The sequence below is a fragment of the Dyella marensis genome, from assembly GCF_049532885.1.
In the GTDB taxonomy this organism is placed as follows: Bacteria; Pseudomonadota; Gammaproteobacteria; order Xanthomonadales; family Rhodanobacteraceae; genus Dyella_D; species Dyella_D marensis.
Genome location: NZ_CP064029.1, coordinates 1,831,095 through 1,845,046 on the forward strand (window position 1 = coordinate 1,831,095; position 13,952 = coordinate 1,845,046).

General features: G+C 66.4%; 11 protein-coding genes and 4 tRNA genes. 8 read left to right on the forward strand and 7 right to left on the reverse strand.

Annotated features, from left to right (window positions below; translation table 11 throughout):
* Positions 1 to 162: 162 nt before the first annotated feature.
* Positions 163 to 252: transfer RNA gene (locus ISN75_RS07955), tRNA-Ser, on the reverse strand.
* Positions 253 to 364: 112 nt separating this feature from the next.
* Here ISN75_RS07955 and ISN75_RS07960 point away from each other — a divergent pair.
* Entirely contained in the window at positions 365 to 1,066 is a 702-nt protein-coding gene (locus tag ISN75_RS07960; RefSeq protein WP_168647648.1) for a PP2C family protein-serine/threonine phosphatase, read from the forward strand.
* 5 nt (positions 1,067 to 1,071) lie between these two features.
* On the opposite strand, the gene lepB is transcribed toward ISN75_RS07960, so the two are convergent.
* Both lepB and ppsA read right to left on the reverse strand, forming a co-directional pair.
* Positions 1,072 to 1,746, reverse strand: a complete 675-nt coding sequence (gene lepB / locus ISN75_RS07965; RefSeq protein ID WP_168647647.1) for a signal peptidase I — start codon at positions 1,744 to 1,746, stop codon at positions 1,072 to 1,074.
* 126 nt (positions 1,747 to 1,872) lie between these two features.
* Positions 1,873 to 4,260, reverse strand: coding sequence for a phosphoenolpyruvate synthase (gene ppsA / locus ISN75_RS07970; RefSeq protein WP_168647646.1), 2,388 nt, complete (start codon positions 4,258 to 4,260; stop codon positions 1,873 to 1,875).
* A gap of 219 nt (positions 4,261 to 4,479) precedes the next feature.
* Between ppsA and ppsR the strand changes: the two genes are divergently transcribed.
* Together ppsR and ISN75_RS07980 are read left to right on the forward strand one after the other, a co-directional pair.
* On the forward strand, positions 4,480 to 5,295 hold the full coding sequence (gene ppsR / locus ISN75_RS07975) for a posphoenolpyruvate synthetase regulatory kinase/phosphorylase PpsR (protein ID WP_167255516.1): 816 nt from the start codon (positions 4,480 to 4,482) through the stop codon (positions 5,293 to 5,295).
* A 25-nt stretch (positions 5,296 to 5,320) separates the two neighbouring features.
* Entirely contained in the window at positions 5,321 to 5,821 is a 501-nt protein-coding gene (locus tag ISN75_RS07980; RefSeq protein WP_167255514.1) for a DUF1249 domain-containing protein, read from the forward strand.
* A 74-nt stretch (positions 5,822 to 5,895) separates the two neighbouring features.
* On the opposite strand, the gene ISN75_RS07985 is transcribed toward ISN75_RS07980, so the two are convergent.
* The 3 genes from ISN75_RS07985 to ISN75_RS07995 form a co-directional block, all read right to left on the reverse strand.
* Positions 5,896 to 5,972, reverse strand: a tRNA-Asp gene (locus ISN75_RS07985).
* Between the two features lie 86 nt (positions 5,973 to 6,058).
* Positions 6,059 to 6,134, reverse strand: a tRNA-Glu gene (locus ISN75_RS07990).
* Between the two features lie 16 nt (positions 6,135 to 6,150).
* Positions 6,151 to 6,226 (reverse strand) — tRNA-Ala (locus ISN75_RS07995).
* Positions 6,227 to 6,417: 191 nt separating this feature from the next.
* Between ISN75_RS07995 and ISN75_RS08000 the strand changes: the two genes are divergently transcribed.
* From ISN75_RS08000 to ISN75_RS08020, 5 genes are all read left to right on the forward strand, one after another.
* Entirely contained in the window at positions 6,418 to 8,184 is a 1,767-nt protein-coding gene (locus ISN75_RS08000; protein WP_167255512.1) for a cation:proton antiporter, read from the forward strand.
* Positions 8,185 to 8,357: 173 nt separating this feature from the next.
* On the forward strand, positions 8,358 to 9,131 hold the full coding sequence (locus ISN75_RS08005; RefSeq protein ID WP_343819014.1) for an FKBP-type peptidyl-prolyl cis-trans isomerase: 774 nt from the start codon (positions 8,358 to 8,360) through the stop codon (positions 9,129 to 9,131).
* A gap of 154 nt (positions 9,132 to 9,285) precedes the next feature.
* Positions 9,286 to 10,623, forward strand: a complete 1,338-nt coding sequence (locus ISN75_RS08010; protein WP_167255508.1) for a UDP-glucose dehydrogenase family protein — start codon at positions 9,286 to 9,288, stop codon at positions 10,621 to 10,623.
* Between the two features lies 1 nt (position 10,624).
* Complete coding sequence (locus tag ISN75_RS08015) at positions 10,625 to 10,840, forward strand: SlyX family protein (RefSeq protein WP_167255506.1); 216 nt, start codon at positions 10,625 to 10,627, stop codon at positions 10,838 to 10,840.
* 51 nt (positions 10,841 to 10,891) lie between these two features.
* Positions 10,892 to 11,494 carry a DUF2058 domain-containing protein gene (locus ISN75_RS08020; protein WP_343819016.1) on the forward strand — a complete coding sequence of 201 codons (603 nt, stop codon included), beginning with the start codon at positions 10,892 to 10,894 and terminating at the stop codon, positions 11,492 to 11,494.
* A gap of 234 nt (positions 11,495 to 11,728) precedes the next feature.
* On the opposite strand, the gene ISN75_RS08025 is transcribed toward ISN75_RS08020, so the two are convergent.
* On the reverse strand, positions 11,729 to 13,789 hold the full coding sequence (locus tag ISN75_RS08025; protein WP_168647643.1) for a 3-hydroxyacyl-CoA dehydrogenase NAD-binding domain-containing protein: 2,061 nt from the start codon (positions 13,787 to 13,789) through the stop codon (positions 11,729 to 11,731).
* Between the last annotated feature and the right edge of the window lie 163 nt (positions 13,790 to 13,952).

Consider the following 13,952-nt stretch of genomic DNA (forward strand, 5'->3'; position numbering starts at 1 on the left):
AACCCCTTCGCGCTGCGCGCTGCGGGGCCAGCCTGCGGCTGTCCAAATTTGTTCCTGACAAATTTGTCGAACCGGTTGCTCGGCTTGCCGAGCAACCGGTTCTCTCCACCCACCCTCTCCGCCAGATACGCAAAACGCCCCTTGCGGGGCGTTTTGCGTATCTGGCGGAGAGGGTGGGATTCGAACCCACGGTACGCTTACACGTACGCCTGATTTCGAGTCAGGTACATTCGACCACTCTGCCACCTCTCCAAAGGGGTCACACGGTGGTCCGCGCGAGCCGGCGATCATACGCCAGGCGGTTCATCGTGACAACTCCCTGGTCATGGGGCATGCTCCGCGCAGACTTTTTTTCCGGATGCCCATGATCGAGTTTGGACACGGCACCCACGTCGGCCTGCGGCGTGCGCGCAACGAGGACACCTATTACGCCGACGCGGGGCAGGGCCTGTTCCTGGTCGCCGACGGCATGGGTGGGCATCAGCATGGCGAAGTGGCTTCGGCCCTGGTGCGCGATGCAGTGGCCGACCTGGTGACCCGTGGCCACAGCCTGGTCGAAGCGATCAAGGGCGCGGACGAACGCTTGATGGCGCAGGCGCGCGGCTATCGCGATGCGTTGCCGATGGGCACCACCATCGCGGCGCTGCGGCTGAGCCCGGGCAACTACGAAGTGGCCTGGGTGGGCGACAGCCGCATCTATCTGTGGAAGAACGGGCTGAAGCAGATCAGCCACGACCACTCGCTGGTGCAGGAACTGGTCGCGGCCGGCACGCTCGATCCGGCCCAGGCCGCACGCCATCCGCAGCGCAACGTCATCACCCAGGCGCTCGGCATCACCGCGGTGGATCAGCTGCATATCGGTCTGGCGCGGGGCAAGCTCGAGCCGGGCATGGCGTTTCTGCTGTGCAGCGATGGCTTGACCGAGGAAGTGAGCGATGCCGTGATCGCCGGCATCGTGGAGCGGCGCGATCTCGCCGCGCAGGAATGTGTGGATCACCTCCTGCTTGCGGCGCTGGAAGCCGGCGGCAGCGACAACATCACGGTGATTCTCGCCCGGACCAATTGAGCGGGCTATTCCAGCCTGGCCCAATACCGCCCGCTACGCGGCAGATAGTGATGATCCGGATCGAGCGATATCGCCACGCGCGTCGCTCTTCCCGTGATCTCGTTGCGCGGAAAGAAGCCGTAGTAACGCGAATCCCGGCTGTTGTCGCGGTTGTCGCCCATCATCAGATACTGATGCGGCGGCACGGTCACCGGCCCGAAGTTGCGATCCGCGCTCGCGTTGTATTGCGACCAGCGCACCGCATGGCTGCGTCCATCGACATTTTCCGCGACATAGATCGCCGGATCCCACGCATCGTCGCCGATGCCATCGACATGCATCGGCCGGTAATCCGCAAACCGCCCGTTGACGTAAAGCCGGTTGCCGCGCAGCGCAACCACGTCGCCCGGCACGCCGACCACCCGCTTCACCAGCCGCTCGCCGGCCTTGTCCGATTCCAGCACCACGATGTCGCCTCGTGCAGGATCGCCCCGATGCAGCAGCGACACATGCGTAAACGGCAGCCGGATGTCATACGCCGCCTTGTCCACCACGATGCGGTCGCCGATGCGTATCGTCGGCTGCATCGAGCCGGTGGGCACGACATTCCAGTCCGCCACCGCGCTGCGGAACACCAGCATGCAGAACATGAAAACGATAAAGCCGCGGTTTCTCGCGAGGCATTGCTTCAGCCGTTCCATTCCCGTTCCCCTGGCATGAGGCGATAGGCGCCAAGCGGGAAGACCGGCGCCGGGCGGCGAAGTTCCGGACAAAAAAAGGGACGGTGATCGCCACCGTCCCTTTCAAGGTCCTGCCGCAAACCGTGCTCAGCCGGCTTTCTTCTTCGCCAGGCGCAGCCAGGTGTCCACCACGGTGTCCGGATTGAGCGACACCGACTCGATGCCCTGATCCATCAGCCACTCGGCCAGGTCCGGATGGTCCGACGGACCCTGGCCGCAGATGCCGACGTACTTGCCCTTGTCGCGCGCGGTCTTGATCGCCATCGCCAGCAGCTTCTTCACCGCCGGGTCGCGTTCGTCGAACAGGCTGGCGACGATGCTGGAATCGCGGTCCAGGCCCAGGGTGAGCTGGGTGAGGTCGTTGGAGCCGATCGAGAAGCCGTCGAAGATGTCCAGGAACTCATCGGCGAGCAGCGCGTTGGACGGCACCTCGCACATCATGATGATCTTCAGCGCCTCTTCGCCGTGCGCGCTGGCGCCCTGCTTGAGGCCATTCTTTGCCAGCACCTCGACCACCTTGCGGCCTTCGCCCAGGGTGCGCACGAACGGGATCATCACCCACACGTTGTCCAGGCCCATCACTTCGCGCACGCGCTTGACCGCCTTGCACTCCAGCGCGAACGACTCGGCGAAGCCGGTGTCGACATAGCGGCTGGCGCCGCGGTAGCCGATCATCGGGTTCTCTTCGTGCGGCTCGTAGCGCGAGCCGCCGAGCAGGTTGGCGTATTCGTTCGACTTGAAGTCGGACAGGCGCACGATCACGGGCTTGGGGAACACCGAGGCGGCGATGGTGGCGATGCCTTCGGCCAGGCGGTCGACGTAGAACGACACCGGGTCGGCGTAGCCGGCGATGCGCTCGTCGATCTTCGCCTTGGTGGCGGCGTCCTGCTTGGCGTATTCCAGCAGCGCCTTCGGATGCACGCCGATATGGCTGGCGATGATCATTTCAAGGCGGGCCAGGCCGATGCCGGCGTTCGGCAGCAGGCCGAAGTCGAAGGCGCGCTCGGGGTTGGCCACGTTCATCATGATCTTCAGCGGCGCCTCGGGCATGGCGCCCAGATCCGCGGTGACGCGGTCGAACTTGAGGATGCCTTCGTAGATGGTGCCGGTGTCGCCTTCGGCGCAGGACACGGTGACGTCGGCGCCGTCGGGAATCTTTTCCAGCGCATTGCCGGTGCCCACCACGGCGGGCACGCCCAGCTCGCGCGCGATGATCGCCGCGTGGCAGGTGCGGCCGCCGCGGTTGGTGACGATGGCGGAGGCGCGCTTCATCACCGGCTCCCAGTCGGGGTCGGTCATGTCGGCCACCAGCACGTCGCCGGGCTGCACCTTGTTCATGTCGGCGAGGCTGCGCACCACGCGCGCCTTGCCGGCGCCGATCTTCTGGCCGATGGCGCGGCCCTCGGCCAGCACCTTGCCCTTCTCGCCGAGGTGGAAGCGCTCCAGCTGGGTGGCGTGCGCGCGCGACTTCACCGTCTCCGGGCGGGCCTGCACGATGTAGAGCTTGCCGGTGTTGCCGTCCTTGGCCCATTCGATGTCCATCGGGCGGCCGTAGTGCTGCTCGATGATCAGCGCCTGCCGGGACAGCTCTTCCACGTCGGCGTCGCTGATGCAGAAGCGGTTGCGCAGCTCGTCCGGCGTCGGCTCGGTCTTGACGCGCTCGCCCGGCGCGGACGAATACACCATGCGCAGCTGCTTGGCGCCGAGCTGGCGTCGCAGCACGGCCGGCTTGCCCTGCTTGAGGGTGGGCTTGAACACGTAGAACTCGTCCGGATTGACCGCGCCCTGCACGACCATCTCGCCCAGGCCGTAGGAACCGGTGACGAAGACCACGTCGCGGAAGCCCGATTCGGTGTCCAGGGTGAACAGCACGCCGGAGGCGCCGACGTCCGAGCGCACCATCAGCTGCACGCCAGCCGAGAGGAACACGTCCTCGTGCTTGAAGCCCTGGTGCACGCGGTAGGCGATGGCGCGGTCGTTGTAGAGCGAGGCGAAGACTTCCTTCACCTTGTGCAGCACGTCGTCGATGCCGACCACGTTGAGGAAGGTTTCCTGCTGGCCGGCGAACGAGGCGTCGGGCAGGTCTTCGGCGGTGGCGGAGGAGCGCACGGCCACGGCGATGTCGTCGGCGCCGGCGTCCTTGCAAAGCTTGGCGTAGGCCTCGCGGATGGCCTGGTCCAGGTCCGCCGGCAGCGGCGTCTCGGTGACCCACTCGCGGATTTCCTTGCCGGCGGCGATGAGCGCGTCGACGTCGTCGACATCCAGGCCGGTCAGGCGCGCCTGGATGCGCTTGGCCACGCCGCTCTTGTCCAGGTACTGCTGGAACGCGTCGGCGGTGGTGGCGAAGCCGCCGGGCACGGATACCCCGAGCTTGGCCAGGTTGCCGATCATCTCGCCGAGCGACGCGTTCTTGCCGCCGACCTTGCCCAGGTCGGTCATGCGCAGCGAGTCGAGCCAAAGCACCAGATCGTTCAAGGGAGTCTCCTCAAGAGCTCGTAGGGGTAGGCCTGGAGCAGCCAAAAATCGGCCGCAAAGAACTGGTATTGTCCGCCGCCGATGGTGCACGGCACAAGAAGACCATTGCCGCCCACTGCCGCGCCAACTGCATACCAGTCAGGCGAGGGTCAAGCAAAGACAGGGATTCGTGCTTGCGCTAAGGTGGCGCCCAACTTTTGCAGGCCCGGCGGAACTGGTATGCGGCGTACCGTTTTTTACATCTCCGATTCCACTGGTATTACAGCGGAGACGATCGGCAACAGCATCCTGGCCCAGTTCGAGGGCGTGCAATTCGACAAGCATCGCCTGCCGTTCGTGGACGACGCGCAAAAAGCGGAGGCCGCCGCGCTGCGCATCAAGACGCGCTTCGCCCAAAGTGGCGAGCGGCCGATCGTGGTCAACACCATGGCCTCGCGCGACCTGTGCGAGATAGTGGCGGCGAGCGGGGCGCTGATGCTGGACGTGTTCGCGCCGTTCATCGGCACGCTGGAAGACGAGCTGGGCGCCAAGCGCTCGGGTGCGGTGAACCGCTCGCACGGCATGGTGGACTTCGACAAGTACGAGGCGCGCATCAATGCCACCAACTACGCCTTGTCCCACGACGACGGCATCGACGTGGACTATGCCCAGGCCGACCTGATCCTGGTCGGCGTATCCCGCTCGGGCAAGACGCCGACCTGCCTGTACATGGCCTTGCATTACGGGGTGAGCGCCGCCAACTACCCCCTCACCGACGACGACCTGGACAAGCTGGAGCTTCCGGTGCGGCTGCGTCCCTACCGGGACCGGCTGTTCGGCCTGACCATCGACCCGCAGCGCCTGGCGCAGATCCGCGAGCAGCGGCGCGCCGGCAGCCGGTATGCGACCCTGCAGCAGTGCCGCTGGGAGTTGGAGCAGGCCGAGAAGCTGATGCGGCGGGAAAGCATCCCCAGCCTCAACACCACGCATACGTCGATCGAGGAAATCGCCAGCAAGATCCTTGACCGCTTCGGTATCGAGCGGACCATGTTCTGACTTCGAAGGAGTACCCAAGGTCCTTATGAGTGCCGTGCTGGACAGTCGCCAGTCCCTGCTGCCGGATCGCTTCGGCTTCCTGATGGGACTGTATGCGGAGAACTACCATCGCCTGGCGCACCTGTTCGCACCGCATGAACTGGCGCCGGGCTTCTATGTGTCGAGCGTGGACGACGGGCTGGACGTGCGCCTGCAGGTGCAGGAACGCCATCCCTATACGCTGGAACTGGAACTGACCTACGACTTCCTCGATGCCAACACCGGGCAGCCGTCGCCGTCGGCGCAGCTGCGCATGTACACCGACGCGCACGTGGCCGAGGCGCTGCATTGCCATCCGGGCCGCCATCTGTGGCAGGTGCTGGGGCCGTTTCCGCCGGCGCACACGGTGCTGCAGCATCGCCTGCGCATGAACGGCTTCCTCTCGCGCTGGCTGGAGTACCTGGCCGAGCAGGGGCATTCGCGCGGCACGCTGGAGCCGCTGGCGCAGCACAAGCCGGTGGACTTGCCGCCGGGGCACGAGCTGTAGGTTCGCCGGGGGTGGAAGAGGGCGCGGAATCGCGCGCAACAAAAAACCCGCGCCAGGCGGGTTCCTTGGAAAAGTGGCGGAGCGGACGGGACTCGAACCCGCGACCTCCGGCGTGACAGGCCAGCATTCTAACCGACTGAACTACCGCTCCGCATTTTCGAACAGCTGAAACCAGTAAAACCAAGAGGCCCCTGATTCCCAACCTGCACCGTCACTCTTTAAAGTAGCGGCTTGGATTGGCGTCCCCACGGGGATTCGAACCCCGGTCGCCACCGTGAAAGGGTGATGTCCTAGGCCTCTAGACGATGGGGACGTAATCTAAAATTTATTGGTGGAGCCAGGCGGGATCGAACCGCCGACCTCCTGCATGCCATGCAGGCGCTCTCCCAGCTGAGCTATGGCCCCACTGCTGTGGAGCCCGAAAGAATAGATAGGGATCGGGGTTTCGTCAAGCATCCGCGAACAAAAATTTTCACAAATGTTCGCGCGGCGTGTCAGTCCTGCGTCGGGGCGGCGAGCAAGCGAGCGTGGAGGGCGTGAAGCCGCGCTTCCGACACCTCCGTGTAGTCTTGCGATGACTCGACACGGAAGCGCCCATGCACGATCTGCACTTCATCCAGGATCTCGCCACGGTGATGCTGGTCGCCGGCCTCACCACGGTGATCTTCCAGCGCCTGCGCCAGCCGGTGGTGCTCGGCTACATCATCGCGGGCGTGCTGGTGGGGCCGTATACCTCGCCGGTGATCTTCATCCACGACGAAGACACCATCCGCACGCTGTCCGAGCTGGGCATGATCCTGCTGCTGTTCGCGCTGGGCCTGGAATTCAGCCTCAAGAAGCTCAGGGCGGTAGGCGGCGCGGCGCTGGTGGCGGCGCTGTGCGAGATCGTGCTGATGGTGTGGATCGGCTACGAGATCGGCCGCTTCTTCGGCTGGACGCCGATGGACTCGATGTTCCTGGGCGCGATGCTGTCGATCTCCTCCACCACCATCATCATGAAGGCGCTGGACGACCTCGACCTCAAGCGCGAACGCTTCGCGCAGCTGATCTTCGGCATCCTCATCATCGAGGACGTGCTCGCCGTGGTGCTGATGGCGCTGCTCACCGGCATCGCCAGCACCGGCGACCTGGAAGCGGGCCAGGCGATGGAAGCGGTCGGGCGCCTGATGCTGTTCATGGTGGTATCGCTGGTGGTGGGCCTGCTGCTGGTGCCGCGGGTGGTCGACTACATCGCGCGGGTGGCGCGCGACGACGTGCTGCTGGTGGCGGTGCTGGGCCTGTGCTTCGGCTTCTGCCTGCTGGTGACGGAAATGGGCTACAGCATCGCGCTGGGCGCCTTCCTGATCGGCGCGATCGTGGGCGAATCGGACAGCGTGGCGCGGGTGGAGCGCATCATCACCCCGGTGCGCGACATGTTCAGCGCGGTGTTCTTCGTCGCCATCGGCATGCTGATCGATCCGGCGCTGCTGAAGCAGTACGCGCTGCCGATCACCGTGGTCACCATCGTGGTGGTGCTGGGCAAGGTGATCACCTGCAGCTTCGGCACCTTCGTCGCCGGCAACGGCGGGCGCACCTCGCTGCGGGTGGGTATGGGGCTGGCGCAGATCGGCGAGTTCTCGTTCGTGATCGCCTCGCTCGGCCTGACCTTGAAGGTGACCAGCAGTTTTCTGTATCCGGTCGCGGTGGCGGTGTCGGCCATTACCACCTTTCTTACGCCGTACCTGATCCGCGGCGCCGATCCGCTGGCGGGTTTCCTCGGGCGGCGCATGCCCGCCGGTGTCAGCGGCATGTTCGGCGCGTACACCGACTGGATGGGCAATGTGAGCCTCAGCGGGCAGGGCGCGATCGTGATGAAGATGATCCGCCGCCTGGTGTGGCACGTGCTCATCAACATGATGCTGGTGGTGGCCGTGTTCCTGATCATGGCCTATCTGTATCGCCGGCAGTTCTTCCATTGGGAATGGTTGAACCAGCGTCCGCTCACCGAGCGCACGCTGGCCTGGTCGGTCGCCGCGCTGCTGTCGCTGCCGATGATCGTGGCGGCGTACCGCAAGGCCGCGGCGCTGGGCATGCTGCTGGCGGAGCTGAGCATTCCGGAGCGGCTCGGCGGCGCGCTCAACGTCAAGATCCGCTCCGTATTGGCACGCATCGTGCCGCTGGCCGCGATGTGGGTGCTCGGCCTGCTGGTGGCGGCCCTGGCCTCGACCATCCTGCCGCCGCGGGAAGTGGCGCTGGTGCTGGTTCTGGTCGGCCTGGCGCTGACTTGGCTGCTATGGCGTGTACTGGTCCAGGTGCACGCGCGCCTGCAGGCGGCGCTGCGCGACACGCTGGAACGCGACGGCCGGCCGAACGGGCATTCGTGAAGAAAATCGCAAAATGCCACGATGTCACGTGCTTTGAACCTTTATATGGCCTGATGGTCGACATTCGACATCGTTGCTAAGACCGGTAAGGCGCCTCACAATGCGTGGCGCTGCCTCCATCCGGGAGGCCCGTCCGGTGAGCACCGGGACATCCAAAAACGAGGGAGTTTCAAATGAAGCAATTCTTGCGTCCCACGCTGACGGCCGCCGCCCTGGCGGTTGCGCTGGGCCTCACCGCCGGCGCGCACGCCCAGGCCGCCAAGACCGCCGCTCCGGCGGCCGGCGCGGTCGACAAGACCAAGGCCAGCTACGTGGTCGGCTGGGACCTGGCCAGCCAGCTGCCCCCGCTCGTGCGCGAGGAAGTGGATCCGGCCACCGTGGCCCGCGCTGTGCAGTCCGCCCTGTCCGGCCAGAAGCCGACCATGAGCGAGGCTGAAGCGAAGCAGGTGCGCGACGCGTTCGTCGCCAATCTGCAGACCAAGGCCAAGGCCGAGTACGAGAAGGTTGCCGCCAAGAACAAGACCGACGGCGATGCCTTCCTGGCCAAGAACAAGTCCGCCGCCGGCGTGAAGACCACCGCCTCGGGCCTGCAGTACCAGGTGATCAGCCAGGGCACCGGCGCCCGTCCGGGTCCGAACGACACCGTGCAGGTGAACTACGTCGGCAGCTTCGTCAACGGCGAAGTGTTCGACGATTCGTCCAAGCACGAGGGCAGCACCGGTCCGGCCTCGATCCCGCTCTCCGGCGTGATCCCGGGCTTCCGCGAAGGCCTGCAGCTGATGCAGGTGGGCGGCCACTACAAGCTGTTCATCCCGTCGAACATCGCCTATGGCGCGCAGCCGCAGAACGGCTTCCCGCCGAACTCGACGATCATCTTCGACGTGACCCTGGTGAAGACCGGCCCGACGCCGGCCGGCGCCGCTGGCGACCAGGGCGGCGCGAAGTAAGCGTCCGCGGTTCGCAGCAGATCAGGCACGGGGCGCGAAGCGATTCGCGCCCCGTTGCTTTTCCGGGCATGGATTTCGGAAAAGCCGGCAGTCCGATGCGGCAGGACCCCCTGCTAGAATCTGCGGTCTAACGCATCGCGGAACCCTGCATACGATGAAAGTCACCATTTTCGGCACCGGTTACGTGGGCCTGGTCACCGGCGCCTGCCTGGCCGAGATGGGCAACCACGTGGTCTGCGTGGATATCGACGCGGCCAAGGTCGAGCGCCTGAAGCGCGGCGAGATCCCCATCTACGAGCCGGGCCTGGAACCCATCGTCAAGCGCAACCACGCCAGCGGCCAGCTGGATTTCACCACCGACGCCGCGCCGGCCATCGCGCACGGCCAGGTGCTCTTCATCGCCGTCGGCACGCCGCCGGACGAGGATGGCAGCGCCGACCTCACCTACGTGCTCGGCGTGGCGCGCACCATCGGCCAGCACCTGGACCGCTACGCCGTGGTGGTGAACAAGTCCACCGTGCCGGTAGGCACCGCCGACCGCGTGCGCGAAGCGGTGGCGAACGAACTCTCGGCGCGCGGCGTCCAGGTCGATTTCGACGTGGTCTCCAACCCGGAATTCCTGAAAGAGGGCGATGCGGTCGAAGACTGCCTGCGCCCGGACCGCATCATCATCGGCAGCTCCAGCGAGCGCGCGGTGGGCGTGCTGCGCAAGCTGTACGCGCCGTTCAACCGCAACCACGACCGCACGGTGGTGATGGACGAGCGTTCCGCCGAGCTGACCAAGTACGCCGCGAACGCCATGCTGGCGACCAAGATCAGCTTCATGAACGAGATCGCCAACATCGCCGAGCGCGTCGGCGCCGACGTGGAACTGGTGCGCCAGGGCATCGGCTCGGATCCGCGCATCGGCTATCACTTCATCTACCCCGGCGCCGGCTACGGCGGCTCCTGCTTCCCCAAGGACGTGCAGGCGCTGGAACGCACCGCGCGCAGCGTGGGCTATCCGGCGCGCCTGCTCGGCGCGGTGGAGTCGGTGAACAACGACCAGAAGGGCAAGCTGTTCGAGCTGGTCTCGCGCCATTTCGACGGCGACCTCAAGGGCCGCACCATCGCGCTGTGGGGCCTGGCCTTCAAGCCGAACACCGACGACATGCGCGAGGCCTCGAGCCGCCGCGTGATGGAAGCGCTATGGGAGGCCGGCGCCAGCGTGCGCGCGTTCGACCCGGAAGCGCGCGAGGAAACCCATCGCATCTACGGCGACCGCGCGGATCTGGTGCTGTGCGACAGCGCCTACCAGGCGCTGGAAGGCGCGGACGTGCTGGCCATCGTCACCGAGTGGAAGGCGTTCCGCAGTCCGGATTTCGCGCGCATCCGCGCCGCGCTCAAGAGCCCGGCCATTTTCGACGGCCGCAATCTGTACGACCCGTCCGCGGTCGAGGAAGCCGGCCTGGCCTATTACGGCATCGGCCGCGGCCGCAGCCTGAGGGTATGACGTGTCGGTATCGCTCGAACAACGCCTGACCGAACTGGAAGTGCGCCTGACCTTTCTCGACGACACGGTGAACGCCCTGGTCGCCACCGAGACCGAGCAGGCGCAGCGCATCCTCAAGCTGGAGCAGATCCTGCGCGACCTGCGCGACGAGCTGCTGGCACTGCGCAGCTCGCAGTCGCACGACCCGCACAGCGAGCCGCCGCCGCCGCATTACTGATGTTTCGCTAGTCCCACGTTCCGATCCACACGCAAGACAGGTTTATCGATCATGGCCGATTCCCTGCGCGATCAGCTGCTCAAGAGCGGCATCGTCAAACAGGTGCGCGACGAGAAGCGCGCATCGCAGCCGCCCGCCGGCAGGCCGGCGCACAAGCCTTTCAAAAGCCAGGGCGGCAAGCCCGGCAACCCGCAGGCGAAGCCGGGCGGCAAGCCCCAGCAACCGTCCGCGCGTCCGCTGCGCGACGGCGAGATCGACCTGGCCAAGGCCTATGCGATCCGCAAGCAGGCCGAAAGCACCGAGCGCCGCCAGGCCGAGCAGGCCGCGGCCGAGGAAGCGCGGCTCAAGCGCGAGCGCAAGCAGAAGGTCCAGCAACTGCTGCAGGGCCAGGCATTGAACAAGAAGGACGCCGAGCATGCGCGCCACTTCGAATACGGCGGCAAGATCCGCCGCGTCTACGTCGACCAGGCGCAGCTGGCCGCGCTCAATGCGGGTGAGCTGGGCGTGGTGCAGCAGGGCGGCCATTACCTGGTGGTGAGCCGCGCCATTGCCGAGCAGGTGCGCGAGATCGATGCGCATTTGCTGGCGCTGCTGCCGGAGCCGGGCACGGGGGGCGTGGGCGAGGATGGCGTGCCGGACGATCTGGTCTGGTAGGCGCTACCTGAGACGCAGGGAATCGCGGCACGCGACTACGTATGGACGTCATTCCGGCGCAGGCCGGAATCCAGTGGCGATACGATCCGAATGTGCCGAAAGCTCCAGAGCAGGCTCTGGATGTCGTCACTACGATGTGGCGTGTCGCTACTGGATCCCGGCCTGCGCCGGGATGACGAGCAAAAAAAGGCCGGCGATGATGCCGGCCTTTTTTTATCGCACGCTTTCTTCGTGTCAGGCTTCCGGCGGCTGCGCCAGGATCGGCAAGTCCCAACCCTGCTTCGGCGCGAAGCGCTCGCCATGCCGCTGCGCCAGCCGTTCCAGCTTGCCCTTGACCACGCCGGCGCCTTCGCTGCGCACGTACTGGATCGGGCCGCCGCGGAACGGCGCGAAGCCGGTGCCGAAGATCACGCCGGCATCGAGCAGGTCGGCATCGTCCACCACGCCGTCGGCGAGGCAGGCCACGGCCTCGTTGACCATCGGCAGCAGCATGCGCTCCTGCAGGTCGGCGGGCGCGGCGTAGTCGGGATCCACTTCCGGCTTCTGCGGCTTGCCTTCCTGCCACACGTAGAAGCCCTGGCCGTCCTTCTTGCCGCGCTTGCCGGCGGCGAGTTTGTCCTCGATGCCGGGCGGCAGTTCCAGGCCGAGGAAGGGCGCCAGCTCCTTGCCTACGGATGCGCAGACGTCCAGGCCCACGGTATCGGCCAGTTCGATCGGCCCCATCGGCATGCCGAATTTCTTCGCTTCCTTGTCCAGCACCGGGCCGGGCACGCCTTCGTTGTACAGGCGGATGGCTTCGAGCAGGTAAGGCATCAGGATGCGGTTGACCAGGAAGCCCGGCGTCCCCTTCACCGCCACCGGCAGCTTGCCGATCGCCTTGCAGAAGGCCAGCGCGCGCTTCTCGATCGCGGGGTCGAGACCGTCGTGCCGCACCACTTCCACCAGCGGCATCTGCGCCACCGGATTGAAGAAGTGCAGGCCCAGGAAACGCTGCGGCGCGCGCAGGCCCTGGCGCAGTTCGTCCAGCGGAATGCTCGAGGTATTGGTGGCGAGGATCTCGTCCGCCTGGAACTGCGGCTCGATGGTGGCGTACAGCGCCTTCTTCGCCTCGGCGTTCTCGAAGATCGCCTCGATCGCGAGATCCGCCGCGGCCACGCCCTTGCCCTCGACGTCGGCGCGCAGGCGGCGCGCCACTTCTTCGACCTTCTCCGGCGTCTTCAGCTTTTTCTCGTACAGCGCGCGCGCGCGGTCCAGCGCGGGCTGGATGAACTTCATCTCGCGGTCCTGCAAGGTCACCTGGAAACCCTTGAAGGCCGCCCAGGCCGCGATATCGCCGCCCATCACGCCGGCGCCCACCACGTGCACGTGCTCGATGCCGTGCTCCGCGCCGGCGCCCTGGCCCTTCAGGCGTTCCTGCAGCAGGAAGATCCGGATCAGGTTGCGCGCGGTGCTGGTCTCGGCCAGCTTGGCCACCGAGCGCGCCTCCAGCTTCAGCCGCTGCTGGATGCTGGAGCCGCCGCGCTGCCATACGTTGATGAGCGCGAACGGGGCGGGGTAGTGCTCCTTGCGCACCTTGGCGGCGGTCTGCTTCAGCACCATCGGCGCCAGGATCTGCCGCGCGGGCCAGGTATTGGTGGCCCAGGCCTTCAGCCGCTGCACGGCGGGGCGCACATGCGGGCGGCGCAGCAGGGCGCGCGCTTCGGCCAGCAGTTCGCCGGCGGGCGCCAGCCGGTCGACCACGCCGAGCGCGGCGGCACGCCTGGCCGACAGCGCCTTGCCGGTCAGCATCACCGGCAGCGCGTCGAGTGCGCCGATCAGGCGCGGCAGCCGCGCCGTGCCGCCCCAGCCGGGGTGGATGCCGAGCATCACTTCGGGCAGGCCGATCCGGGTCTTCTCGTCATCCGCCGCGATGCGCTGGCGGCAGGCCAGCACCAGCTCCGTGCCGCCGCCCATGCAGGCGCCATGGATGGCGGCCACCGTGGGGCAGGGCAGGCGGGCCAGCGACTCGAACACGCGCTGGCCGTTCTCGATGTTCTGCAGCACCGTGCCGTCTTTGGCGTATTCGACGAATTCCTTGATGTCCGCGCCTACCGCGAAGCCGCCCGGCTTGGCCGAATGGATCAGCACGCCGGCCGGCTTCTCGATCGACAGGCGCTCCACGATCTGGCCGAGCTCGTCCAGCACCTCGCGCGAGAGCGCGTTGACGCTGCTGTTGGCGCGGTCGAGCGTCAGGGTGACGATGCCGCTGTCGTCCAGGCTCGTCTTCCAGTGGTTGAAGCGCAGTCCTTCGAACATGAGTCAGGTCCAGCATGGAAAGGCAGGCACCATACCCTGCCGTAGCGTGGATTGCGAGATGGTCCGGGGCGGTGCGCAAGTCCATGAAAGTGGCGTAAAAGACCGGCCTGTGCGCTGACGCAAGAAACCCGCCGGCGAATGCGCGGAGGCTCTTTCGGGCGCT